The organism is Woeseia oceani (assembly GCF_001677435.1).
Classification (GTDB): Bacteria; Pseudomonadota; Gammaproteobacteria; order Steroidobacterales; family Woeseiaceae; genus Woeseia; species Woeseia oceani.
In genome coordinates, this window is the sequence record NZ_CP016268.1 from 154398 (window position 1) to 175582 (window position 21185).

22 protein-coding genes are annotated in these 21185 nt (G+C 59.4%); 8 read left to right on the forward strand and 14 right to left on the reverse strand.

What is annotated here, in order from left to right:
- Positions 1-36: 36 nt before the first annotated feature.
- The gene (locus tag BA177_RS00645; RefSeq protein WP_068611819.1) at positions 37-2037 is read right to left on the reverse strand and encodes an ATP-binding protein; all 2001 of its coding nucleotides are present in this window, start codon (positions 2035-2037) and stop codon (positions 37-39) included.
- 18 nt (positions 2038-2055) lie between these two features.
- A complete protein-coding gene (pdsR, locus tag BA177_RS00650; RefSeq protein WP_068611821.1) occupies positions 2056-2751 on the reverse strand; it encodes a proteobacterial dedicated sortase system response regulator in 696 nt (231 codons plus the stop codon).
- A 239-nt stretch (positions 2752-2990) separates the two neighbouring features.
- On the opposite strand from pdsR, the gene BA177_RS00655 reads away from it, so the two are divergent.
- Together BA177_RS00655 and BA177_RS00660 are read left to right on the forward strand one after the other, a co-directional pair.
- Entirely contained in the window at positions 2991-5162 is a 2172-nt protein-coding gene (locus tag BA177_RS00655) for a marine proteobacterial sortase target protein (protein WP_197493247.1), read from the forward strand.
- Positions 5146-5757, forward strand: coding sequence for a class GN sortase (locus tag BA177_RS00660; RefSeq protein WP_197493248.1), 612 nt, complete (start codon positions 5146-5148; stop codon positions 5755-5757). The genes BA177_RS00655 and BA177_RS00660 overlap by 17 nt, the downstream gene beginning before the upstream one ends.
- Here BA177_RS00660 and BA177_RS00665 read toward each other — a convergent pair.
- The gene (locus tag BA177_RS00665) at positions 5699-6244 is read right to left on the reverse strand and encodes an NUDIX domain-containing protein (RefSeq protein WP_068611825.1); all 546 of its coding nucleotides are present in this window, start codon (positions 6242-6244) and stop codon (positions 5699-5701) included. The two genes, BA177_RS00660 and BA177_RS00665, sit on opposite strands and share 59 nt — an antisense overlap.
- A 235-nt stretch (positions 6245-6479) precedes the next feature.
- Between BA177_RS00665 and BA177_RS00670 the strand changes: the two genes are divergently transcribed.
- Positions 6480-7913: an MATE family efflux transporter gene (locus tag BA177_RS00670; protein ID WP_068611827.1), complete on the forward strand. Its 1434-nt coding sequence runs from the start codon at positions 6480-6482 to the stop codon at positions 7911-7913.
- Here BA177_RS00670 and BA177_RS00675 read toward each other — a convergent pair.
- The 3 genes from BA177_RS00675 to BA177_RS00685 all read right to left on the reverse strand — a co-directional run bounded on the left by BA177_RS00675 (position 7877) and on the right by BA177_RS00685 (position 11009).
- Positions 7877-9202, reverse strand: coding sequence for an MATE family efflux transporter (locus BA177_RS00675; protein ID WP_197493249.1), 1326 nt, complete (start codon positions 9200-9202; stop codon positions 7877-7879). The genes BA177_RS00670 and BA177_RS00675 overlap by 37 nt on opposite strands.
- A gap of 26 nt (positions 9203-9228) precedes the next feature.
- A complete protein-coding gene (locus BA177_RS00680; RefSeq protein WP_231892474.1) occupies positions 9229-10431 on the reverse strand; it encodes an acyl-CoA dehydrogenase family protein in 1203 nt (400 codons plus the stop codon).
- Between the two features lie 83 nt (positions 10432-10514).
- Complete coding sequence (locus tag BA177_RS00685) at positions 10515-11009, reverse strand: DUF962 domain-containing protein (protein ID WP_156762623.1); 495 nt, start codon at positions 11007-11009, stop codon at positions 10515-10517.
- Positions 11010-11152: 143 nt separating this feature from the next.
- Between BA177_RS00685 and BA177_RS00690 the strand changes: the two genes are divergently transcribed.
- Both BA177_RS00690 and BA177_RS00695 read left to right on the forward strand, forming a co-directional pair.
- A complete protein-coding gene (locus tag BA177_RS00690) occupies positions 11153-11827 on the forward strand; it encodes an OmpA family protein (RefSeq protein WP_068611832.1) in 675 nt (224 codons plus the stop codon).
- A gap of 64 nt (positions 11828-11891) precedes the next feature.
- A complete protein-coding gene (locus BA177_RS00695; RefSeq protein WP_068611834.1) occupies positions 11892-12209 on the forward strand; it encodes a DUF3465 domain-containing protein in 318 nt (105 codons plus the stop codon).
- A 235-nt stretch (positions 12210-12444) separates the two neighbouring features.
- On the opposite strand, the gene rpoH is transcribed toward BA177_RS00695, so the two are convergent.
- From rpoH to ftsY, 4 genes are all read right to left on the reverse strand, one after another.
- Positions 12445-13308, reverse strand: coding sequence for an RNA polymerase sigma factor RpoH (gene rpoH, locus BA177_RS00700; protein ID WP_068611837.1), 864 nt, complete (start codon positions 13306-13308; stop codon positions 12445-12447).
- A 246-nt stretch (positions 13309-13554) separates the two neighbouring features.
- Complete coding sequence (gene ftsX / locus BA177_RS00710) at positions 13555-14508, reverse strand: permease-like cell division protein FtsX (RefSeq protein ID WP_068611842.1); 954 nt, start codon at positions 14506-14508, stop codon at positions 13555-13557.
- Positions 14505-15224, reverse strand: coding sequence for a cell division ATP-binding protein FtsE (gene ftsE / locus BA177_RS00715; protein ID WP_068611845.1), 720 nt, complete (start codon positions 15222-15224; stop codon positions 14505-14507). The genes ftsX and ftsE overlap by 4 nt, the downstream gene beginning before the upstream one ends.
- Positions 15221-16192: a signal recognition particle-docking protein FtsY gene (ftsY, locus tag BA177_RS00720; protein ID WP_330385146.1), complete on the reverse strand. Its 972-nt coding sequence runs from the start codon at positions 16190-16192 to the stop codon at positions 15221-15223. Before ftsY ends, ftsE begins: the two co-directional genes overlap by 4 nt.
- Positions 16193-16278: 86 nt before the next feature.
- On the opposite strand from ftsY, the gene rsmD reads away from it, so the two are divergent.
- Positions 16279-16911, forward strand: coding sequence for a 16S rRNA (guanine(966)-N(2))-methyltransferase RsmD (gene rsmD / locus BA177_RS00725; RefSeq protein WP_068611848.1), 633 nt, complete (start codon positions 16279-16281; stop codon positions 16909-16911).
- 21 nt (positions 16912-16932) lie between these two features.
- Positions 16933-17421, forward strand: coding sequence for a pantetheine-phosphate adenylyltransferase (gene coaD, locus BA177_RS00730; protein WP_068611850.1), 489 nt, complete (start codon positions 16933-16935; stop codon positions 17419-17421).
- A gap of 92 nt (positions 17422-17513) precedes the next feature.
- On the opposite strand, the gene mutM is transcribed toward coaD, so the two are convergent.
- The gene (gene mutM, locus BA177_RS00735) at positions 17514-18326 is read right to left on the reverse strand and encodes a bifunctional DNA-formamidopyrimidine glycosylase/DNA-(apurinic or apyrimidinic site) lyase (RefSeq protein ID WP_068611852.1); all 813 of its coding nucleotides are present in this window, start codon (positions 18324-18326) and stop codon (positions 17514-17516) included.
- 182 nt (positions 18327-18508) lie between these two features.
- Here mutM and BA177_RS00740 point away from each other — a divergent pair, with 182 nt between their 5' ends.
- Positions 18509-19699 carry a DesA family fatty acid desaturase gene (locus BA177_RS00740; protein ID WP_068611854.1) on the forward strand — a complete coding sequence of 397 codons (1191 nt, stop codon included), beginning with the start codon at positions 18509-18511 and terminating at the stop codon, positions 19697-19699.
- Between the two features lie 135 nt (positions 19700-19834).
- Here BA177_RS00740 and rpmG read toward each other — a convergent pair whose 3' ends face one another.
- From rpmG to radC, 3 genes are all read right to left on the reverse strand, one after another.
- On the reverse strand, positions 19835-19990 hold the full coding sequence (rpmG, locus tag BA177_RS00745) for a 50S ribosomal protein L33 (RefSeq protein ID WP_068611856.1): 156 nt from the start codon (positions 19988-19990) through the stop codon (positions 19835-19837).
- A 17-nt stretch (positions 19991-20007) separates the two neighbouring features.
- Positions 20008-20244: a 50S ribosomal protein L28 gene (rpmB, locus tag BA177_RS00750; protein WP_068611859.1), complete on the reverse strand. Its 237-nt coding sequence runs from the start codon at positions 20242-20244 to the stop codon at positions 20008-20010.
- Positions 20245-20397: 153 nt separating this feature from the next.
- Positions 20398-21072, reverse strand: a complete 675-nt coding sequence (radC, locus tag BA177_RS00755) for a RadC family protein (protein ID WP_068611861.1) — start codon at positions 21070-21072, stop codon at positions 20398-20400.
- Positions 21073-21185 lie beyond the last annotated feature (113 nt).

Genomic DNA, 21185 nt, shown 5'->3' on the forward strand with positions numbered 1-21185 from the left:
TTGGTCTTCGGGATCGGGTAATGACGCCGCTTGCGTTCAGCCGCGCGCGAGCGCAAAGCTGAAACGCACGCCGTCATCGGTGTTGTCTGCCGTGATATAGCCGCCGTGGCCTTCTGCAATGACGCGGGCAATAAACAGGCCCAGGCCAAGGTGCTGGCTTGCGCTACCGGCGCGCACCGAGACCATCGAATCAAATAGCTGACCGCGCATTTTGTCCGGTAGCGGCGGGCCGGAATTGACGATATCAACGTGCAGCATGCCATTGTCTTCGCGCAACGTCGTTTGAATGTCTGCGTCGCTGTGACTGAAGTCCACGGCGTTGTCGATAAGTTTATCCAGCAGCTGGATGATCAATTCGGGTGCGCCGCGCATTAGCGTATTGTTCGCGGCATTGCGGTAGGGAAACGCATGTTGTGGCCAGGCCGTTGCATAGGCGGAAAGTGCCGACCGCAGCACATGATCAAGATCGAACGCTTCAATTTCTGCTTGAGTCACCAGCTCCTCGATGCGGTTTGCCTCGCTCATGGCATTGAGGATGCCTTTCAGGCGATCAACGCCGTCGCGGGCTCGCTCCGTGTAGCGCCTGCCTTCCGTCGACAGCGGCTCGTGTTCGAGATTGTCGAGCGACGAACGCACGATGGTCAGCGGGGTACGCAATTCGTGTGACAGCTTTGACGCCAGAGAGCGCAGGTACTCGTTGTAATCACCCAGCTGGCGCAGCACGCTGGAAAAACTGCGGGAAAGATCGCCAATCTCGTCGTGTGCCGCGAGACTGGGCAGCTCGGCATGGGCACGATCTTTGTCCAGCGCACGGCGCGCGCCGTGACTGAGACGTCGCACGCGTTGCGACAGCCAGCTTGCGTAGCCCAGCAAAGCGCCGGCCGCGGCCAGTGTGGCAATCAGGGTAAACGTCATTAGCCGGGTCAAGGCGTCACTGGTCAGGCTCAGAATTGCGTCCGTGCCCTGCTGCAGTACCACCACGCCCGTCTGCACATTGCCCGACCATACCGGCTGGGCAACCGCGACAACTGCCCGCCCGGTCTGCGCCGAGCGAAACCAGCTGTCCTGCATGGAGCCATTCAGCGCCGACGCTATGTAACGCTGTTGTTCGCGCCCGGACGGATCGGGTTCCGCGAGCTGGGCCTCTTCACCCGGCTCTAGGATTGCGTCATAGGCGAGTCTCAGCCAGCCTGACCGTTCCCGGCTGCCACGTCGGCTGCCGCCGGAAATACTGCCCGCACTCGCCAGTCGCCAGCCGTCGCGGTCGGTAACGATAAGCCGCAAACCGGCCTGCACGTAGCCACCCAGTACGCTTTGCAACAAGGGCGAAGGCGTTACCAGCCGGCCTGGTTGCGGGCCGCTGTAGGTGCTGCTGCGTACGCTGTTGCCCGCACTGCGGGCGTTGTTGACGACAAGCCCGACGGCAGGACCGAGTACCTGGCGGGGAACACGGCCTTCCAGTTGATAACCGTTCGGCGTGTCCTGCCAGTGCGCGGCGATACGTTGATCGGAATTGTTGCCGTCCCGCCGCGCGACAATTCGTCCCGGGGCTTCGGGCGCAAACCGCAGTTCTATCGTTTCGTTCTCAGGCCCTACGCTGGTCAGAGCAATACTGTCGACGTCATTGCTGTTGTTCGGGCCGGCGTACACCATGCTCTGGTCAGGCACTTCGACGTAAAACCACAGTTGCTGACGCCAGGTGCCAAACAGGTAGCGAATGGTACCGTCGACACCGCGCATTTCGCGCAACGAGTCCGGCGAGGTCGTCCAGTCATCAAGGTAGCCATCCAGCAGCGGTTCGCGTTCGAGCGGGTGTGCGTAGATCTGGCCAGCGCCGAAAGTTGTGCGGTTCTGCGGCGTCAGAAACTCTTCGGGAAACTGTGCAAGAGAATCGGCAATCGCTTGCGCAGTACCGGCGAGCATTTGTTGCTGGCCATCGCGCAGCGCCGTTTCCGTTTCGCGAATGAACTGTACGCCCGCCCACGGCAATACCAGGGTCAACAAACTGATGAGTAGCAACTGGCGGCGTAGATTCATTGCAGGAATCGCTGCCGGCTATTGACTGCCGAGCCAGCGATAGCCCATGCCGTAGGCCGTTTCGATGGCATCAAAGCCGGGATCAACGGCGACGAACTTGCGCCGGATACGTTTGATGTGCGAGGTAATCGTGTTGTCATCGAGTACCGCCTGCGCAGCATCCATGAGTTGTTGGCGATTCTTCACGTGTCCGGGGTAACGCGCGAGTGCGTGCACCATCCAGAATTCAGTCAGCGTCAGCCCGACTGGCTGGTCGTGCCAGCGTACGGTCATGCGATCAAGATCGAGTTCCAGGTCACCGCGCCGTAACAGCGACTGGCCCGATTCAGGTCGTTGCATGGCATCCAGTCGACGAAACAATGCCGCAATGCGCGCCATCAGGTGCGGCAGGCTTATGTCTTTCGTGAGGTAGTCATCAGCGCCAAGGCGCAATCCGGAAACCGCGTCGAATTCACTGTCACGCGCGGTAAGAAAAATAATCGGCAGGTCATCTGACATCTGCCGCAAACGGCGACACAACTCGAAGCCACCTTCGACATCGTCCTGCAGATTGATGTCGATGACCACGAGATCCGGCAAGCGGGCCTCGAAGGCTTGCAGGGCAGGCTGGCGCGCTGCGAACAAATCAACGGTGTAACCCTCGCGTCTGAAACCGGCGGCGTAATTCTCGCGGATCGCGGCTTCGTCTTCGACGATGGCAATTCTCTTTGACATTCCCTTCTTTCCTGCAGTTTGCGTTGCGAGCTTCGTCGCGCAGATAAGCAACAGAATAGCGTTGTTCTGCGTATGCGCCTAGTGGCGGCAGCACAGTGCAACGCGACAGGCTGTCTTCGGCGGAACCGCGCTGCAGCGACACAATTCGCCATATTTTGTCGCTGTATTGCCACGAGTGAGTCATGGCGGCAGCGGGCTCGGCGGTTGAAATACGTGCAACCACACAAGGAAACCGCGTCATGAGCCCCGCATCTAACCGAATTCACAAAAACAACAACCGGCCACACCGGCGGCCTCTGGTTGCCGGACATCGCGTCCTGAGCAAATGCGGCAAGCCATTGAGATCGGCTGGCGCGTTCGTCCGGAATCTGGCTGCAGCGTTTGTAGTGCTAACCGCCTTGTTGCCTGCGGCTGCTGTGGTTATGGCCGATGAACTCGCGGAGCAACAGAGCGGTAGTTTGTTGTTGCGTATGCAGTCCGGTTACACAACGGCAACGCGTCTAAATACCGATGTGCGGATGCAGATCAGCGGCACGGTGGCGAGGGTTCGGGTGACCCAGGTATTCCGCAACGATGGCAACGAGTGGGTTGAGGGTGTCTATGTATTTCCGCTGCCGCAAGATGCGGCCGTCGATAGTCTGCGCATGCGCGCCGGCGACAGAGTCATCGAAGGTGAGATACGCGAGAAAGAAACCGCGAAGAAAGAATACGAAGCGGCTCGCAAAGCCGGTAAGCGGGCCAGTCTCGTTGGCCAGCAACGCAGCAACCTGTTCACGACATCGCTCGCGAACATCGCACCCGGTGAGACGATTTCCATAGAGGTGGGTTATCTCGAAACGGTAAAACTGGATGAAGGCACGTTCAGTCTGCGCTTTCCGATGACGCTGACACCGCGCTACATTCCGGGCCGGCCTGTTGTTGACCGCCAGGGCAACGGCTGGTCGGAGGATACGGACAGGGTGCCGGACGCGTCGCTCATAACGCCGCCCATGGTAAGTCACTCGGACGAGCACCGCATAAACCTGCACGTGGAAATAGACGCGGGTATGCCGCTCGATACTATCGCGAGCCGCTACCATCCCATCGATGTCAGCAATACTGACAAGCGCTACGTTGTGACGTTCAGCAGCGACAACGAAGTGACCGATCACGATCTGGAATTACTGTGGCGACCCGTCAAAACCGAGGTACCTGAAGCGGCACTGTTCGCCGAGTCCATCGACAATCAGCAACACCTGTTGCTGATGCTGATACCGCCGGGTGTGGCAAGGTCGGAGGACGACTTTCAGCCGCGTGATCTCACGCTGGTTGTTGATACGTCTGGCTCCATGCACGGTACGTCTATCGAGCAGGCGCGGCAGTCGGTACTGCTGGCGCTGGACGGTTTGCGCGCGGACGACTATTTCAACGTGATCCAGTTCAATTCCATTACCGAGCCGTTGTTTCCCCGCAGCGTTCCGGCAACGCCGGAAAATTTGCGAACGGCCGTCTCCTGGGTACGCCAGCTGAAGGCAGACGGTGGCACCGAGATGCGACCGGCGTTGCTGCAAGCATTGGCCGGGGGCAGCGAACACGGATTACGCCAGGTTGTGTTCGTGACCGATGGCGCCGTTGGCAATGAAGTCGAGTTGTTCAACCTTATTGCGGCGCGGCTGGGCGATACCCGCCTGTTTACCGTGGGCATTGGTTCAGCGCCCAATGGCTGGTTCATGCAGAAAGCGGCAGAAGCTGGCCGCGGCAGTTTTGTCTACATCAGTGCTCTGCACGAAGTGCAGGAGAAGATGGGCCGTTTGTTGCGCCGCCTGCGCGAGCCGATGCTGACGGACATCGAGTTGCAATGGCCGGATGGAGTACAGGTCGAGATGTACCCGAGCCGGGTGGCCGACCTCTATAGCGGCGAGCCGGTTGTTGTCAAAGCGCGGCTTGGAATGCCGCCGCGCGCAGGCGACCAGTTGATTGTTCGCGGCAATGCGTCCGGCGGTGGTTGGTCGGCAGCGGTTCCGCTGGCGAAGTCGCAGGACAATCCGGGTGTCGCCGCACTTTGGGCGCGTGCGCGGATTGCGGAGCTGGACGGCAACGAACGGCACAGTCCTGACGACGACAGCATCCGTCGTGACATCGTCGATACGGCGCTGGCCTACGGTCTGGTCAGCAAGCACACGAGTCTGGTGGCGGTGGACAAGACGCCGGTTCGGCCGCAGAGCGCGGATCTCGGGCGGGAACAGGTACCGAACCTGATGCCCTATGGGCAAAGCCAGCGGGCGATATTCGGTTTTCCCGCGACCGGTACCATGGCGCCGTTGATGCGCATGGTTGGTGCAGTGTGCCTGTTGCTTGCTACGCTGCTCTTCATGCTGCGTGTTTGTTCGGTAACGGGGCCTGTGCGTGTTGCGCGTGTTGCCACGGACTAGGTCGGGCTGGCTGGTGGCTTGCCTGTTCGGTATCGGCTTCTGGCAGATCGGCTATGGCGCCTGGATACCGGCCAAAGCCTGGCTGGCACAAGGCCTGATGCAACACGCCTGGACCCGCGCAGCGGCAGGCGATGCGTCCGCACGTCCCTGGCCTTGGGCCGATACCGCGCCGGTGGCGCGGCTGTCAGCCCAGCAGGGCAATATCGAGCTGATTGTGCTGGCTGGCGGTTCAGGACGCACGCTGGCGTTTGCTCCGGGTCACTTAAGCTCGAGTGTGCTGCCTGGCGATACCGGCAACAGTGTCATTGCCGGGCACAGGGACACGCACTTTCAGTTTCTGCAAACGGTCGGTTACGGCGATGAATTGCAGGTCGAGCGCAGCGACGGGCGGCGACTTCGTTTCGCTGTGGTGGCGATAGACGTGGTTGATGCCCGGGTTGGCAGCGTGGTGCTCGACACCGATGAACCGATGCTGACCCTGATTACCTGCTACCCGTTTACCACCACCGAGGTTGGTGGCCCGCTGCGCTACGTGGTCACGGCGGCGTTGTTACCGGCAGAAACTCAACCGACTTCAGCAGGGCGGCAACACTGATGGCATCGGTGATCAGGCCCTGCTGAGCCTCGGCGATAGCGTCCGCAAGCGGCAAGCGACGCACGGCAATGTTTTCCGTCTGTTCGAACTCGGTAGCGCCCTGTTCGAGCTCCCGGGCGATGAATACATAGGCCACTTCATCGGTAACCGAGTTGCTGGTATGCAGTTTCATGTATTCGCGCCAGTCGGCAGCGGTCAGGCCGGTTTCCTCGCGCAGTTCGCGTTGAGCGGCGAGCAGGGGCGGTTCGTCCAGAGGGCCGCCGCCCATCGGCAGTTCCCAGGAGTATTCGCCGAGCGTGTAACGGTCCTGACCAACCAGCCAGGTATCGCCGTTGTTCGCGAGCGGCAGTACCGCGATTGCGCGGTTCTTGAAATGCACATGGCCGTAATCATTGCGGCCTCCGCCAGGGTTGATCACCTTGTCCTCGCGCACCGTGATCCAGGGATTGTCGAATACAATCCTGCTGCTGAGTCGTTTCCAGTTCATCGCGTTGCCGCTTCCGTTTCAGCGAGCCGTTTGTCTGGCTCGGTATTGTCAAAAATCGCCCCAAGCCGACGCTGTTGCCGGATTCCGTTTGTTATTAGACGGAACGCGTCCGTAGCGCAGGGGTCTGTGCATCATAACCCAGCGATTTGTTCGTCCGGTTTGCAGCAAGACGTACGCTGGTACATAGTTGAACCACACAAGCCGCCTGCGCGGATTGCCCACCGTCGGATCGTGAATGAAACCAGCTCAAGCCCGCCTTACCCAGGGGCCGGTCGGCCAACACTTGGTCGACATGACGGTACCTGTCATCTACGGCATCACCATGATGATGCTGCAAAGCTTTGCCGATGCGTGGTTCATCGGCCAGGTCGGTGACCGCGAACTCGCCGCATTGAGTTTCGGCTTTCCGGTGCTCATGGTCGTAACTAGTGTCGCGATCGGTCTGGGTGCGGGCACTTCATCAGTGGTGGCCCGGGCAATAGGTGCGCATGACCATGAGCGTGCCAAGCGGCTGGCGACAGACAGTTTGTTGCTGTCGTTCGGCGTCACGGCGGTGATCTGTGCGATCGGCATCCTGACTATCGATCCGCTGTTTACGTTGCTTGGTGCGCCCGCGGACATGCTGCCGCTCATCGGCAGTTACATGCGTATTCTTTATATCGGCGTGCCGTTCGTGGTGGTTGGCATGGTGGGCATGAGCAGCATGCGGGCAACCGGCGATACCCGCTTGCCGAGCAAGCTTATGGTGATTGCGGCCGTGCTCAACGTTGTGCTGGACCCGATATTGATTTTTGGTCTGGGTCCGATTCCGCGCATGGAGCTGGACGGCGCGGCGATGGCAGGATTGCTGGCGCGGGCTATCATTTTTGTCGGCACGGTGTTTTTCATGCACCAGCGCCTCGACATGTTGACTTTCCGCCTGCCGAAATTTCCGCAGCTCAAGAGTTCCTGGAAAGACATTCTGCACGTCGGTGTTCCGGCTGCCGCCACGAACGCCATTATTCCCATCGCGCTCGGCGTGATTACCGCCATGCTGGCCAAGTACGGCACCGACGCAGTCGCGGGCTTCGGTGTGGCCACCCGGATCGAGTCCTTGACCCTCGTTGTCTACTACGCCATGTCCGCGGTCATAGGCCCGTTCGTTGGGCAGAACATGTCTGTGGGTGAATCGAAACGCATACTGACCGCATTGCGCTTGTGCACGGTTTTCTGCCTGGCGTCGGGACTGGGCATCGCGGTCTTGTTAGCGGCCGGCAGCAACGTGATTCCGGCATTGTTCAGCGACAGCAACGAAGTGACGGATGTCGCCACCTTGTTCATGTGGATCGTACCGATCAGCTACGGCGCTTACGGCATGGTCATGGTGATGAACGCCTCGTTCAACGGCATGGGCAAGCCCATGCCCGCGGTTGCCGTCAGCGTCGCCCGCATGGTCGTTATTTACGTGCCTTTGGCTTTCATTGGTGACCGCTTTTTTGGCATTGCCGGTATCTTTGCAGCCTATGCTGCCGCAAACATCGTGATGGGGCTGGTTTCGTACCTGTGGGCGCGCCGATCCGTGCAAGCGCAATGTGACAAGAATGTCCATCGTGCACCGACAGTGGTGGCGCCGACCGAGGCCGTGGTGGCACGCTACGCTTCGGCGTCTGAGGCGACCCGCCGTTCGTAGTAGTAATGCATGCCGATGCCGCGGGCTGCCATAAACAGGGTGAACGCGAGCCAGAGGCCGTGATTACCCAGCGGCTGCAGCAAATACCAGCTCGGCAGAAAAACGAGCAAGGCTGAGGCCAGCATGATGTCGCGCATTTCCCGGGCGCGGGTGGCGCCGACGAAAACGCCGTCATAGAGGAACGACCAGACCGATACCAGCGGCGACAACACCATCCACGGCAGGTAGCGGATGGCGGTTTCGCGAACGTCGGGCAGGTCAGTCAGGGTACGGATAAACAACGGGCCGGCGAGCACATAGAGCGCACTGAATGCGACGGCGGTACCGAGTGACCAGCGTAAGGTCAGCGCAACGGATTGCCGCAGCGCACGCTTGTTTTTCTCGCCGATGGCTTTTCCGGTCAGCGCTTCAGCCGCATGCGCCAGACCGTCCAGCGCGAACGATAACAATAACTGCAGATTCATCAGGATGGCGTTGGCGGCAAGTACCAGCGTTCCCAGCCGCGCGCCCTGAGCCGTGATGAACACGAGGGTTGAGACCAGTGCGATCGTGCGTACAAACAAGTGCGCATTGATCGCAAAAAATGCGGTGTAGGCCGCCGGTGTGGTCAGCCGCGTTACGTCCCAGGAACCGCCGTGGCGGGCGAGTTCTCTGGCGGCATAGGTAAGGCCGACCGCCAGCCCGGAAAATTCCGCGATTACCGAGGCAAGTGCCACGCCATCCACTGTCATGCCCAGTACAACGACGAACAACAGGTCGAGCAGGATATTCACGGCGTTGGTCACGAGCACGATAGCCAGCGGGATACGGGCATTCTGCAAGCCGATGAACCAGCCAATCAGCGCGTAATTGGCCAGGGTGGCCGGGGCACTCCAGATACGGATGCCTATATATGTGTTGGCAAACGGTGCGATCGCCGCATCCGGCGCAAGTAGTTGCAGCGCGAAGTGCTTGATCGGTTGCTGCAACAACAGCAGTGCCGTGGCGATAAGTAGTGCGACAACCAGCGCCTGACCAAGCGAGTTGCGAATAGCGGCACTGTCGTTGGCACCGAATGCCTGCGCGGTCATGCCGGTGGTACCCATGCGCAGGAAGTTGACACCGGTATACAGGAAACTGAACACCGCACCGCCAATAGCAACGGCGCCCAGGTAGGCGGCGTTGTCGAGGTGGCCTGTAACCCCTGTGTCGACCATGCCGAGCAGCGGCACGGAGACATTGGAAATGATCAGCGGTGCCGCGATCCGCCACACATCACGGTTTTGCGGCAGCCGCTCCGGTGCTGACAATGGAATCTACTGGCGGGTGTTGCCGATCAAAACGCGTTGACGCCCGTGAGTTCCTTGCCGACCACGAGTTGATGCACTGATTCGGTGCCTTCGTAGGTAATGACACTCTCGAGGTTCAGCATGTGCCGGACCGGGCAGAATTCGGCACTGATGCCGGCGCCGCCCAACATGTCGCGGGCATCACGTGCGATATCGAGGGCCGCGCGACAGTTGTTCCACTTCGCCAGCGACACCTGGGTCGGGTTCAATTCGCCCCGGTCTTTGATGCGACCAAGTTGCAGCGACAACAGCTGAGCCGTCGTAATGCGCCGCGACATGTCAGCCAGGCGATGTTGGATCAGCTGATTGTGCGAGAGCGGTTTGTCGAACAACACGCGGTCCTGCGTGTATTTCAGCACTTCGTCGAGGCAGGCCTGTGCGGCGCCGATGACACCCCAGGTGATGCCGTACCGTGCCTGGGTCAGGCAGCTCAGCGGCCCCTTGAGCCCGACCACGCCCGGCAAAACGCTGGAGTTGGGAACGCGAACGTTGTCGAGGAACAATGCGCCGGTTACAGAAGCGCGCAAAGAGAATTTGTTTTCGATTTCCTGGGCGGTGAAGCCGGGCATGTCTTTTTCGACGATAAAGCCGCGCACGCCTTCATCGGTCATCGCCCAGACGACAGCCGCATCAGCGACTGTTGCATTGGTGATCCACATCTTGGCGCCATTCAACAGCCAGTCATCGCCGTCGCGCTTGGCGTGCGTTTTCATGTTTGACGGATCGGAACCGCCGTGCGGTTCGGTCAGGCCGAAACAGCCAATGGCCTCGCCGCGCGCCATTGCCGGTAACCAGCGTTGTTTTTGTTCTTCGGATCCGTAGGCGTCGATCGGGTACATAACGAGGCTGCTCTGCACTGAGACAAAGCTGCGCAGGCCGCTATCACCGCGCTCCAGTTCCTGGCAAATCAAACCGTAGCTGACACTGTTCAGTCCGGCGCAGTCGTAGCCTTCGATGGAGCTGCCCAGCAGACCCAGTTCAGCGACCGCGGGAACGAATTCTTTAGGAAAGTAGTGATGTTCAAAAGCATCGCGGATAACCGGCAGTACTTTGTCGTCGACAAAGCGCGCCACCGAGTCCTGCACCATTTGCTCTTCTTCCGAGAGTTGCGAGCGTATGTCGAACAGATCGAGCGGGTTCAGCGATTTCTTGTTGCTTCCGGACGATTTCAAAGGCGCGGTACTGGCCACGGTGGCTCCTGATAGGTCTTTTCTGGTGAGCGGGCAATTCTACCCGAATATAACGGCACAACCAGTGCAATAGCCGACTCTGGCTACAAGGGGATACCCAGGCGGCGGTACAGGCTGGCGAGGGCCCAGAGCGGCGCAATCATGACAAGCTGGATGTCGCGGGACACGGCGCGCAAGCCGCCACGGCCATAATGACTCAGGCAGAGACCGGCCACACCGGCCAGGGTCATCAGTGCAGCAAACGGTCGCTGCCAGTTGTCGGTTGTGCCCAGCCATAGCTGGAACGCCATGATGGCCGCGATCACCGGCAACATACCGATAGCCAGCGGCACTGAAATAATGAAGTAGTAAACGAGCGACGCCATAAGAAACACGCTGCCCCAGTTGAGCAGCGGAGAAATGGCATAAAGTGCGTCCGGCACCGGTAATGCAGACAGCATCGCGACCAGGCCGAGCACGAGCATTCCTGCGGCCAGTGTGTACGCTGGCCGGTAGCGGATATCGCGCTGGTTGCGGGCGTAGCATTCCAGCCAGTGATCGGTATCAGACATGGGTTCCGGTCGTCGGTTGCGGGTCATTATTCTACACCTAAGTCTCTGATTCGCCACGATCCAAAGGGTTCAGTCGTGGTTCAGCATCAAGGCCGGTACAATGCGGTTCTGGCGAGGCATGGCGGGTTTCCTGCCGAGCGCTGTTCGCATGGGCATAAAGAGGATTGACTATGAACTACAAGGAATTTCGAACCGTTTTTCTGGGCGCGGCTGCCTGTACGGTATTGATCGGTTGCCAGACCCTGGATCCCTACACTCAGGAGTCGAAGACCAGCCGGGCAACAACCGGGGCTGTTATTGGTGCGGTTGCAGGCGCGGTTGTGGGTCTGGTCTCGGGTGATGATGCGGTCGAACGTCGCCAGCGAGCGCTGATTGGTGCCGGTGTTGGCGCACTTGCCGGTGGCGCAATCGGTAACTATCAGGACCGACAGGAAGCGAAATTGCGGGCGGAACTGCAGGGCAGTGGTGTCAGCGTCACTCGCATGGGTGACAACATCACGCTCAACATGCCGGGCAATGTTACCTTCGCGACAGACAGCTCGGACCTCAGTCCGGCATTCTTTAGCGTTCTGACGTCCGTATCAAAAGTCATGACCGAGTTTGACCGCACCGTGGTCGAAGTGGCCGGCCACACGGACAGCACAGGCAGCGATTCTTACAACCAGGCACTGTCCGAGCGGCGCGCCAATTCGGTATCGCGCTACCTGCAAACACAGGGCATCAATAGCCAGCGGCTGATAACCGTCGGCATGGGCGAAAGCCGACCGGTTGCCGATAACTCGAGCGAAGCGGGTCGTCAGGCGAATCGTCGCGTGGAAATCACGATGGTGCCGATCACGGGTTAGATGGAGAACTGACAGTCGTGTACGGCGGACAGTCTTTGTCCGCCGTACAATAAGAAAAAGAACAATGAAGCGGCAATTCGGAAAACAGGATTCGGGGTTGTGGGTCGAGGGCATCGGCACGGTGTGCCGCTTGTTGCCAGACGACAAAGACGGTGATCATCATCAGCGTCTGATTCTTGATATGCGCAACGGCACAACGCTGTTACTGGTTCATAACATTGAGATCGCCGAAAAGGTGCCGCTCGGTGTTGGCGACCGCATTCGGTTTCGCGGTGTCTACGAGTGGAACGACCTTGGTGGCCTGGTGCATTGGACCCACACTGATCCATTCCAAATCGAAAAAGGCGGTTACATTCGGTATCGCACCCGGGACTACTGCTAGGCATCAGCACCTTTATAGCGCCAGCAGCGGCCAAGGGCAGTCGAAGCCGATGCGTGGAAATTGCCGGATACACAGACCCGGCGCGTGAGTCCGCTGATCGTCGTCACCGCCAATCCGGTTTGCTGCAAACCCGAGAGCGCTCTGCAGCGCAGCCCGGCGTCAGCCTCGTCAGGCCGAGCCGAGCAAAAAAAAAAACCCGGACTGTGCCGGGGTTTTTTATCAATGCGCCTGCATATCAGGCTTCCATCGCGGTTCGCAGTTTCTTGATCGCGTTGTTCTCGATCTGGCGAATCCGTTCTGCGGACACGCTGTACTTGTCGGCCAGCTGATGCAGTGTCTGCTTCTTTTCTGCCAGCCAGCGAGACTCAAGTATGTCGCGGCTGCGATCGTCCAGCTCATCAAGTGCGTCTGTCATGCGACTGGTCGCATCGTCATGGAAGTCCGACTTCTCGATCTGCACGGCCGGGTCCGCATCCGGACTCGGCAGGTACGAAGCTGGCGTGAACATGTGTTCATCGTCGGCATCGGGGGCCGGATCGAACAACGTGTCGCGCGCGCTCAGGCGACGTTCCATTTCAGTGACTTCGCGCTCGCTAACGCCCAGGTCCTGGGCGACGGCCGCTGTTTCGTCAGCGCTGAGCCATGCAAGGCTTTTCTTGGCCTTGCGCAGGTTGAAAAACAGTTTTCGTTGCGCCTTGGTGGTGGCGACTTTCACTATGCGCCAGTTGCGCAACACGAATTCGTGAATTTCTGCGCGAATCCAGTGCACGGCGAATGACACGAGGCGGACACCGAAGTCAGGGTCGAAGCGTTTTACTGCTTTCATGAGCCCAACGTTGCCTTCCTGGATCAGGTCATTCAATGGCAGACCGTAACCGGTGTAGCCTTTTGCGATGTGCACTACAAAGCGCAGGTGGGCCATGACGAGTTCTCGGGCCGCCTGCAGGTCTTCCTCATCCCGGAAGCGACGTGAGAGCGCCTGCTCATCTTCTTTGCTGAGTACAGGGATTCCGCCGACAGCCTGAATATAGGCGTCGAGACTGCCGACCGGGCCGGCCAGAATCTGGTTCGAATCGCGCGTTGCAATTGCCGTTGTCATGGGTAGTTTCACCCTCCTCTAAACGAGGTGCTGATATTAGCACTCTGGGAATTAGAGTGCTAAGTGCTTCGTGAGTTCCGTCACGAATTTGAGAAAATATTTAAAGAATTCCGTGATTTAGCAAGATCGCTGATCGCGGGCTTCGCCTGCCAGACCGGACCGGTTGCGTTGCGCCGGGGCGGCCTTAGGCTGCATCCGGCCGCCGCAGCCGTTGTTGCGGGGATTGCGTCCGGTCAGGACCGGTAGCTAGCGCGGTTCTATGCGCCGCATGTGGCGCGCCGCCGCCAGCCACGAGCCGATCAGGCCCAGTAATACGCCAGTGCCGACTATGGCCATGCTTTCCTGAAAGCCCAAAGACAGGACCTCGAAACGGCCGTTGTAGAGGCCGGCAAGCCGGGCGACCGGGGCCCGCAGCGCGAAAATTCCGTACGCCATCAGCGCCAGCGCCAGTGTGCCGCCCAACAGGCCGTACCAGAATCCGGAGTACAAAAACGGCCGGCGCACGAAGCCGTTGGTGGCGCCGATCAATTTGGTCACTTCAATCTCGGCGCGCCGGTTCTCAATATCCAGGCGGATCGTATTGCCAATGATGATCACAATTGCGGCGCCGAGCAGTATTCCACCGATGCCGATAGCGCGCTGCACAATATCCAGTATGGCGAGGAAGCGGCGTACCCAGTCGGAATCGACCTGCACAACATCCGTGAGCGGCAAATTGCCGAGTTCCTCATGCAGCAGGACTACGGAGGCCTGAGTGTTGCTGGGTGCCGGCCTGATGATCAATGTGTGCGGCAGCGGATTGTGCGGCAGATAATCAAGTGCCGAACCGAACCCTGACGCGATCTTGAACTCTTCGAGTGCCGCGTCGGCTGTTTTCAACGTTACCGCACCGACATCGGCGCGTTGCGCAATGAGCTTTTCCATTTGCTCTGCGTCGGCGATCGATGTCCCGATTTTCAGGTAGACGGAGAAATCGAGTGCGTTCTCCCAGCCGTCACTCAACGAACGTGCGTTTTTGATAACCAGATGCATCGACGCCGGCAGCGCCAGTGTGATGGCGATCACCAGCACGGTCAGAAAGCTCGCGAACGGCTGTCGCGCCAGTCGCCCCAACGAGGCAATCATTGTGCTGACATGACGCAGCAGCCAAACGGTCAGCGGACCGGCTGGCCTGGGTGTCGTCGGTTCTTTGGCTTTCATTCGACCCATGGTTCTGCTGTCAGAGGATCTGCACCCGGCAGCGCGCCGATATCGTCGTCGTCGAGCGTCTGGCGCACGCCATTTTCCAGTGCGATCCGGCGGCAGCCAAGCTGGTCGATAAGTGCCAGATCGTGGCTGGCAATCAGCAGCGTGACACCGACTTCATTAAAGCGACGGAATATCCGCATGACCTCAAGCGACAGTTCGGGGTCGAGGTTGCCTGTCGGTTCGTCGGCTATCAGTAGTTTTGGCCGGGTGACGATAGCCCGGGCAATGCCAACGCGCTGTTGCTCACCGGATGACAGCGTCTCGGGGTGCTGACGCTCTTTGTGCAGGAGTCCGACCTGATCAAGTGCCGCGCGTACTTTCCGCCCGGCTTCGCGGTGCCCGACGCCGGCAATAACCAGCGGCAATGCGACATTGTCAAAAACGGGCCGGTCGTAGAGCAGCTTGTGATCCTGGAACACCATGCCAATCTGCCGGCGGTACGCGGGGATGCGGCGTCGCGATACGCGGCTGGTATTCTGGCCATCAACGATCACCTGGCCGCTGGTGGGGCGTTCTATAAGTGCGATCAAACGCAGAAGTGTGCTCTTGCCAGCGCCGGAGTGGCCGGTAACGAACACCATTTCGCCACGTTCGATCGACAGCGTGAGGCCACGCAATGCTTCCTGGCCACTGTGAAAACGTTTGACGACGTTCTCGATTTGTATCACTCGGTCGCACTCCTGCTGCCTTGCAGTAACGCATCGGCATAGTCTGCGGCAACAAAGGGTTGCATATCGTCGGCCGACTCGCCAATACCGATGAAGCGTACCGGAATGGCCAGTTTGTCAGCGATTGCGAGCAGAATGCCACCTTTGGCGCTACCGTCGAGCTTCGTAACGGTTATCCCTGTCAGGCCGAGCGCTGCATGGAATTTTTCAGCTTGTGCCAGCGCGTTTTGACCGAGACCGGCATCGAGCACTAGCATGATCTCTTGCGGCGCTTCGGGGCACTGGCGTTGCAGCACGCGTTTGATCTTGCTGAGTTCGTCCATCAGGCCTTGCTGATTTTGCAGGCGACCGGCGGTGTCGGCCAGCAGGACATCAATCTTTTTTGAGCGGGCTGATTCGTAGGCATCAAATATGACCGCGGCCGGATCCGCGCCGGCTTGTTGCGCCACGACAGGCACCTTATTGCGCTCGCCCCAGACCTGCAGCTGTTCGACCGCCGCTGCGCGAAACGTATCGCCGGCCGCCAGCATCACCGTGTGGCCGTCGTCGAGGAGGCGGCGCGCGAGTTTGCCGATCGTCGTGGTCTTGCCGGCGCCATTGACGCCGACCATCAGGATGACGAACGGTCCTTCCTGACTGTCAATCTTCAGTACTTGTTCAACCGGCTGCAGCATATCGAGCAAGGATTGTCGTAACGCCGACATCAATACGTCGATGTCCTTGAGTTCCTTCCGGGCGAGTTGCTTGTGCAAACCGGCAACGACACGCGAAGCCGTATCGACCCCCGCATCGGCCATGACCAGGCGGGTTTCCAGTTCATCAATGACGTCTTCGTCGATCTTGCCGCCGGGGACAAGATTCGCGAGGTCGTAGGTCAGCCAGCTGTCACCGCGATTCAGTCGCGCGCGCAGGCGGGCGACGAAACCGGTCTTGCCGGGTTGCTTGGATTTGTCCTTTTTACCGAACACCTGCACCATTTCCGTCTTAGCGAATGAGTTTCCGGTTGCGTATCGCCGGCATTGCCACCACCACACGAAGAACAAGCGGGGAGAGCATGGCGAAATCGCCACAAGGCGGACGCAAAAAAAGCGCACAGCAGCCCGGACGGCTGCGTATTGTAGCGGGAAAGTGGCGCCGCCGTCTGTTGCCTGTGGTTGACGCAAAAGGGCTGCGGCCGACGCCGGAACGGGTCCGCGAAACGTTGTTCAACTGGCTGGCCCCGCGCATCGAAGGCGCCCGCTGCCTCGATCTGTGCGCGGGCAGCGGCGCGCTGGGTTTCGAGGCTTTGTCTCGCGGTGCGGGTCTCGTCGTCATGGTCGAAAAAGCCCGCGTCGCTGTTCGCGGTTTGCGTTCTTCGGCAGAACTTCTGGGCGCCGCGGTTGACACTGAACTTCGGATCGTCGAAGCCGATGCTCTGCGTTTTCTCAAGGATTCGCCGGTTGAGCCATTCGATCTGGTTTTTCTGGACCCGCCGTTTCAGGACGATTTGCTGCCGGAATTGTGTAGACTTCTGCAGCAACGAGCCTGGCTGGCGCACGATGCACTTGTGTACATTGAGCATGATCATGATGCGCCGCCGGCGTCGTTGCCAGCGGGCTGGGGGATCAAGAAAACGAGCAATGCCGGTAATGTGACTTACTGCTTGCTGTCGCCCTGTCCAGAACAAGCCGGGTCGGCAAGGCCCTGAATCCACCGTTTGGAGAACCTCATGTCTGTCAGTGCAATGTATCCGGGTACATTCGATCCCATCACTCTGGGTCATGAGGATTTGGTCCGTCGTGCATGTCGTTTGTTCGACAGGGTCGTTGTGGCCGTGGCGGCCAACCCGGGAAAAGAGCCGATGTTTTCGCTGGACGAACGCGTGGCGTTGGCCAAAGAAGCCCTGGCCGAATTCGAAAACGTCGAAGTGACCGGCTACGAAGGCCTCACGGTGAATTTTGCCCGCGATCATGATCTTGCGGTCATTGTGCGTGGTTTGCGCGCCATCTCGGACTTCGAATACGAGTTCCAGCTGGCGAACATGAACCGCCACCTTACCGACGAAGTGGAAACCGCGTTCCTGACGCCAACCGAGAAATACACCTACATTTCATCCAGCCTCGTACGCGAGATTGCCAAGCTGGGCGGCGATATATCGGAATTCGTCCCGCCCAACGTGCGTACGGCTATTCTGCAGCGCTGCGGGCCACAAGCCTGATCCAGTCTGCATGCCCCCGGCCGGGCCGAAGCGCCTTACGGGCATTGCTTGCAGAGGCAAACGGTCGCTGCGCTGTCAACGTGCGCCAAAATTCATTTCTGGCAGTGCGTGCAATAGTACGTGGCGCGCTGGCCGAGTACCGTTGAGCGCAACGGCTGTTTGCAGCGGCGACATGGCCGTCCCGCACGGTCATACACCGCAAGTTGTTGTTTGAAGTACCCCGGCTGGCCATCGCCGCCGCTGAAATCCCGCAGTGTTGTGCCGCCGGCGGTCAACGCCCGCGCAAGCACTTCCTTAATCGCGGTTGCCAGGTTCTGCATGCGTGCTTTGGAGACCTTTTGCGCTTGCCGGAACGGGTGGATGCCGGCTTCGAACAACGCTTCGCTTGCATAGATGTTGCCGACTCCGACCACTATTGCGGCGTTCATGATGAACGGCTTTATCGCGATACGCCGTCCACGAGCGCGCTGCCACAGGTAGTCTCCGGTGAATTCATCGCCCAGTGGTTCAGGCCCGAGTTTGGCCAGCAAAGGGTGGACACGCTCGCCCTCGCTCCAGAGCAGCGAACCGAAACGTCGCGGATCCCGGAAGCGCAGCGCCTTGCCGTTGCTCATCAGCAGGTCGACGTGGTCGTGCTTGCCGGCCGGTTCATCGGGTTCAATGATCCGCAGGCTGCCCGACATGCCGAGATGCAGCAGCAATGTGCCATGCCGGGTGCGGAACAGCAGGTATTTTGCCCGGCGAGTCAGGCTCTCTACGGTAAGTCCGCGGAGCGTGGTCTCCAGTCCGTCCGGTATCGGCCAACGCAAGCGGCGATCGCGAACGATGAGCTGGCGCACGCGGTGTCCTTCCATGAAAGGCGCAATGCCGCGGCGGCTGGTTTCAACTTCCGGTAACTCTGGCATACGAGACTCTGTTTACGCACTTTTAACCGCTGTTCGACGCCATTTGCGGACAAACATGAATTGCCTGGTCCGAAAATGCCAAAACGGCCGATTCCTGACGCCGAAATCTGCCGACGGTTTCCTTGGAGGGCCACGGCCCATTCGCTATAGTGACAGCTTGTTTGTTTGAGCAGGATTATTGCATGGAATACTTTTACGGCGTCCTTGATCTGAGTATCTGGGGCTACGTTGTCGCGATGTTGATCATGATTCAAATCACGATGATGTCTGTAACTTTGTATCTGCACCGCGATCAGGCGCATCGCTCACTTGAGTTGCACCCGGCCATCCGCCACTTTTTCCGCTTCTGGATTTGGTGCACGTCGGGCATGTTGACGCGCGAGTGGGTGGCTGTGCACCGCAAGCACCATGCATTTTGTGAGAAAGATGGCGACCCGCACAGCCCGCAAGTGTTCGGGCTGAAAAAAGTCCTGCTGGAAGGCGCTGAGCTTTATCGGATAGAAAAAGACAATCCGGAAACACTGGAGAAATTCGGCCGCGGCACTCCGAACGACTGGCTGGAGCGCAATGTTTACCTGCGCTTCCCCTTCGGCGGCATCATCTTGCTGATCATTGCCGATCTTGTCCTGTTCGGTGTGCCGGGCATTACGATGATTGCTATCCAGCTAGTGTCGATGCCGCTGTTTGCTGCCGGCATCATCAATGGCCTCGGCCATCACACCGGATACAGAAATTTCGAGTGCGATGATGCGGCAACCAACCTGGTGCCCTGGGGCTTGTTCATCGGCGGTGAAGAACTGCACAACAATCATCACGCGTTCCCGACCTCCGCCAAGTTTTCAATGAGGCGCTGGGAATTTGATATCGGCTGGATGTACATCACCTTGCTACGCACAGTCGGTCTTGCCAAAGTACGCAAGGTTGCGCCACGCCCGTTGATCGAAGAGCAGCCAGCCGCGCACGCTGATATCGAAAATCTGCGCGCCATTATTGTTAATCGCATGCACGTACTGCGCGACTACAGTCGCCACGTAACGCTGCCGGTGCTGAAACGCGAGCGCGCGGTTGCCGCTGGCAATCGTGCGTTGAAACGCGCCCGGACATTGCTGATTCGCCAGCCGTCGCTGCTGGATGAAGGCGCCCGCGAGCGCTTGAGTCACCTGCTGTCGGATCACGCCGCGTTGCGCACCGTCCATGAGTTTCGCGAACGCCTGAGCGAACTGTGGAACGGCGCGAACGTGAATAATGAGAAGTTGTTGACCCAGTTGCGCGAGTGGTGCGCCGAAGCGGAAGCGAGCGGTATCAAGGTATTGGAAGAGTTCGCAGCGAGGCTGCGGTGCTACCGCCTGCAGCCAGTCAATGCGATGGCTTGAAGGCCGGCCTGTCGCGGCGATTCAGTGCGAGGCCTGGTTCACTATCAGCGGCTTGCTCTGCTTACAAATCGAAGACAAAAAAATACCGGCCACTGAGCCGGTATTTTTTGTGACGTAACGAGTCGGAAGATCGCTTTACTTGATCTTCGCTTCCTTGTAGACGACGTGTTTACGTGCCTTGGGATCGTACTTGCGGGTCTCCATCTTTTCCGGATGCAGCCGCTTGTTTTTGGTCGTGGTGTAGAAGTGGCCGGTACCGGCACTCGACACTAATCTGATTTTATCGCGCATGAAATTATCCTCTGCGGCTAGATGCGCTGGCCGGCGGCGCGCAAGTCAGCCAGAACCTTTTCGATTCCGTGCTTGTCGATAAGACGCAGCCCTTTGTGCGATACCCGCAGCCGCACGTAACGTTTCTCTGTCGCCAGCCAGAAGCGCTTGTGCTGCAAATTCGGCAAAAAGCGGCGGCGAGTCTTGTTATTTGCGTGAGAAACGTTGTTGCCGGTCTGCGGCCGCTTCCCTGTTACCTGGCATACCCTGGACATGACTAAGTCTCTGATTCTGTAAAAAATGCCCGCGAGCAGCGGGCAGTGAGCGCGTCTTTATACCAGCGTCGTGGGCGCCAATCAAGCGTGACTGGCTGATTCCATGGGTTTGACCCCTCTGAAAGCCACCTGCGCCAGCCGGTGAGACTTGCCTCAGACCAGCCCGCGGCTGGCCAGCGACGTGCACTGACCGTCGCCGATCACGAAATGGTCCAGCAAGCGGATATCGACCAGCTCCAGCGCGCTTTTCAGGCGGCGGGTAATGCGCTCGTCCGCCTGGCTCGGCTCCGCCACGCCCGACGGGTGATTATGGGCCAGTATGACGGCGGCGGCATTGACCGCAAGGGCCTGCTTGACCACTTCCCGGGGGTAAACGCTGGTGCCGTCGATGGTGCCGCGAAACAGGGCCTCGAAAGCGAGCACCCGGTGCCGGTTGTCCAGAAACAGGCAGCAAAACAGCTCGTGCGGCAGGTCACGAAGCTTCGCGCTCAGGTAACGTTCGGTATCCGCCGGGCTGCGAATGGCGTGGCCGACCGGCAGGGATTGTTCGAAATAGCGCTGTGCCAGGTCCGGCAGGGCGCGGAGTGCAGCAAGGCGGGCCCTGCCCACACCGGCCTGTGCAGATAAGCTCTGCTCACTGGCGGCAAGCACCGCCCGCAGGCTGCCATGGTGATCAACGAGTTGTTTCGCGAGTGCAGCGGCGCTTGTGGCGTTGCTGCCTGCACGTAACACCGTCGCCAGCAATTCACTGTCGGTCGGGACCGCTGAAACCACTTGGCCAGGCCGGTTGTGCGGCCCCGGGTCGGTCACGGGTGATGCCTGCTTCATGGACGCTCCTTGTCCGGGCTTGTTGGGAGATTACCGGCTCCCAGTGTTGCGTTGCCGGGCATCCATCGACAAGCGCGAAAACCGGGTGAGTCGTATTGATTTACTGGCCACGG

Excerpts from the sequence above, each read along its gene's own strand:
- BA177_RS00645 (WP_068611819.1), bottom strand. The coding sequence starts at position 2,037 with ATGAATCTACGCCGCCAGTTGCTACTCATCAGTTTGTTGACCCTGGTA.
- pdsR (WP_068611821.1), bottom strand. The coding sequence starts at position 2,751 with ATGTCAAAGAGAATTGCCATCGTCGAAGACGAAGCCGCGATCCGCGAG.
- BA177_RS00655 (WP_197493247.1), top strand. The coding sequence starts at position 2,991 with ATGAGCCCCGCATCTAACCGAATTCACAAAAACAACAACCGGCCACAC.
- BA177_RS00665 (WP_068611825.1), bottom strand. The coding sequence starts at position 6,244 with ATGAACTGGAAACGACTCAGCAGCAGGATTGTATTCGACAATCCCTGG.
- BA177_RS00670 (WP_068611827.1), top strand. The coding sequence starts at position 6,480 with ATGAAACCAGCTCAAGCCCGCCTTACCCAGGGGCCGGTCGGCCAACAC.
- BA177_RS00685 (WP_156762623.1), bottom strand. The coding sequence starts at position 11,009 with ATGACCCGCAACCGACGACCGGAACCCATGTCTGATACCGATCACTGG.
- BA177_RS00690 (WP_068611832.1), top strand. The coding sequence starts at position 11,153 with ATGAACTACAAGGAATTTCGAACCGTTTTTCTGGGCGCGGCTGCCTGT.
- BA177_RS00695 (WP_068611834.1), top strand. The coding sequence starts at position 11,892 with ATGAAGCGGCAATTCGGAAAACAGGATTCGGGGTTGTGGGTCGAGGGC.
- rpoH (WP_068611837.1), bottom strand. The coding sequence starts at position 13,308 with ATGACAACGGCAATTGCAACGCGCGATTCGAACCAGATTCTGGCCGGC.
- ftsX (WP_068611842.1), bottom strand. The coding sequence starts at position 14,508 with ATGAAAGCCAAAGAACCGACGACACCCAGGCCAGCCGGTCCGCTGACC.
- rsmD (WP_068611848.1), top strand. The coding sequence starts at position 16,279 with ATGGCGAAATCGCCACAAGGCGGACGCAAAAAAAGCGCACAGCAGCCC.
- coaD (WP_068611850.1), top strand. The coding sequence starts at position 16,933 with ATGTCTGTCAGTGCAATGTATCCGGGTACATTCGATCCCATCACTCTG.
- mutM (WP_068611852.1), bottom strand. The coding sequence starts at position 18,326 with ATGCCAGAGTTACCGGAAGTTGAAACCAGCCGCCGCGGCATTGCGCCT.
- BA177_RS00740 (WP_068611854.1), top strand. The coding sequence starts at position 18,509 with ATGGAATACTTTTACGGCGTCCTTGATCTGAGTATCTGGGGCTACGTT.
- rpmG (WP_068611856.1), bottom strand. The coding sequence starts at position 19,990 with ATGCGCGATAAAATCAGATTAGTGTCGAGTGCCGGTACCGGCCACTTC.
- rpmB (WP_068611859.1), bottom strand. The coding sequence starts at position 20,244 with ATGTCCAGGGTATGCCAGGTAACAGGGAAGCGGCCGCAGACCGGCAAC.
- radC (WP_068611861.1), bottom strand. The coding sequence starts at position 21,072 with ATGAAGCAGGCATCACCCGTGACCGACCCGGGGCCGCACAACCGGCCT.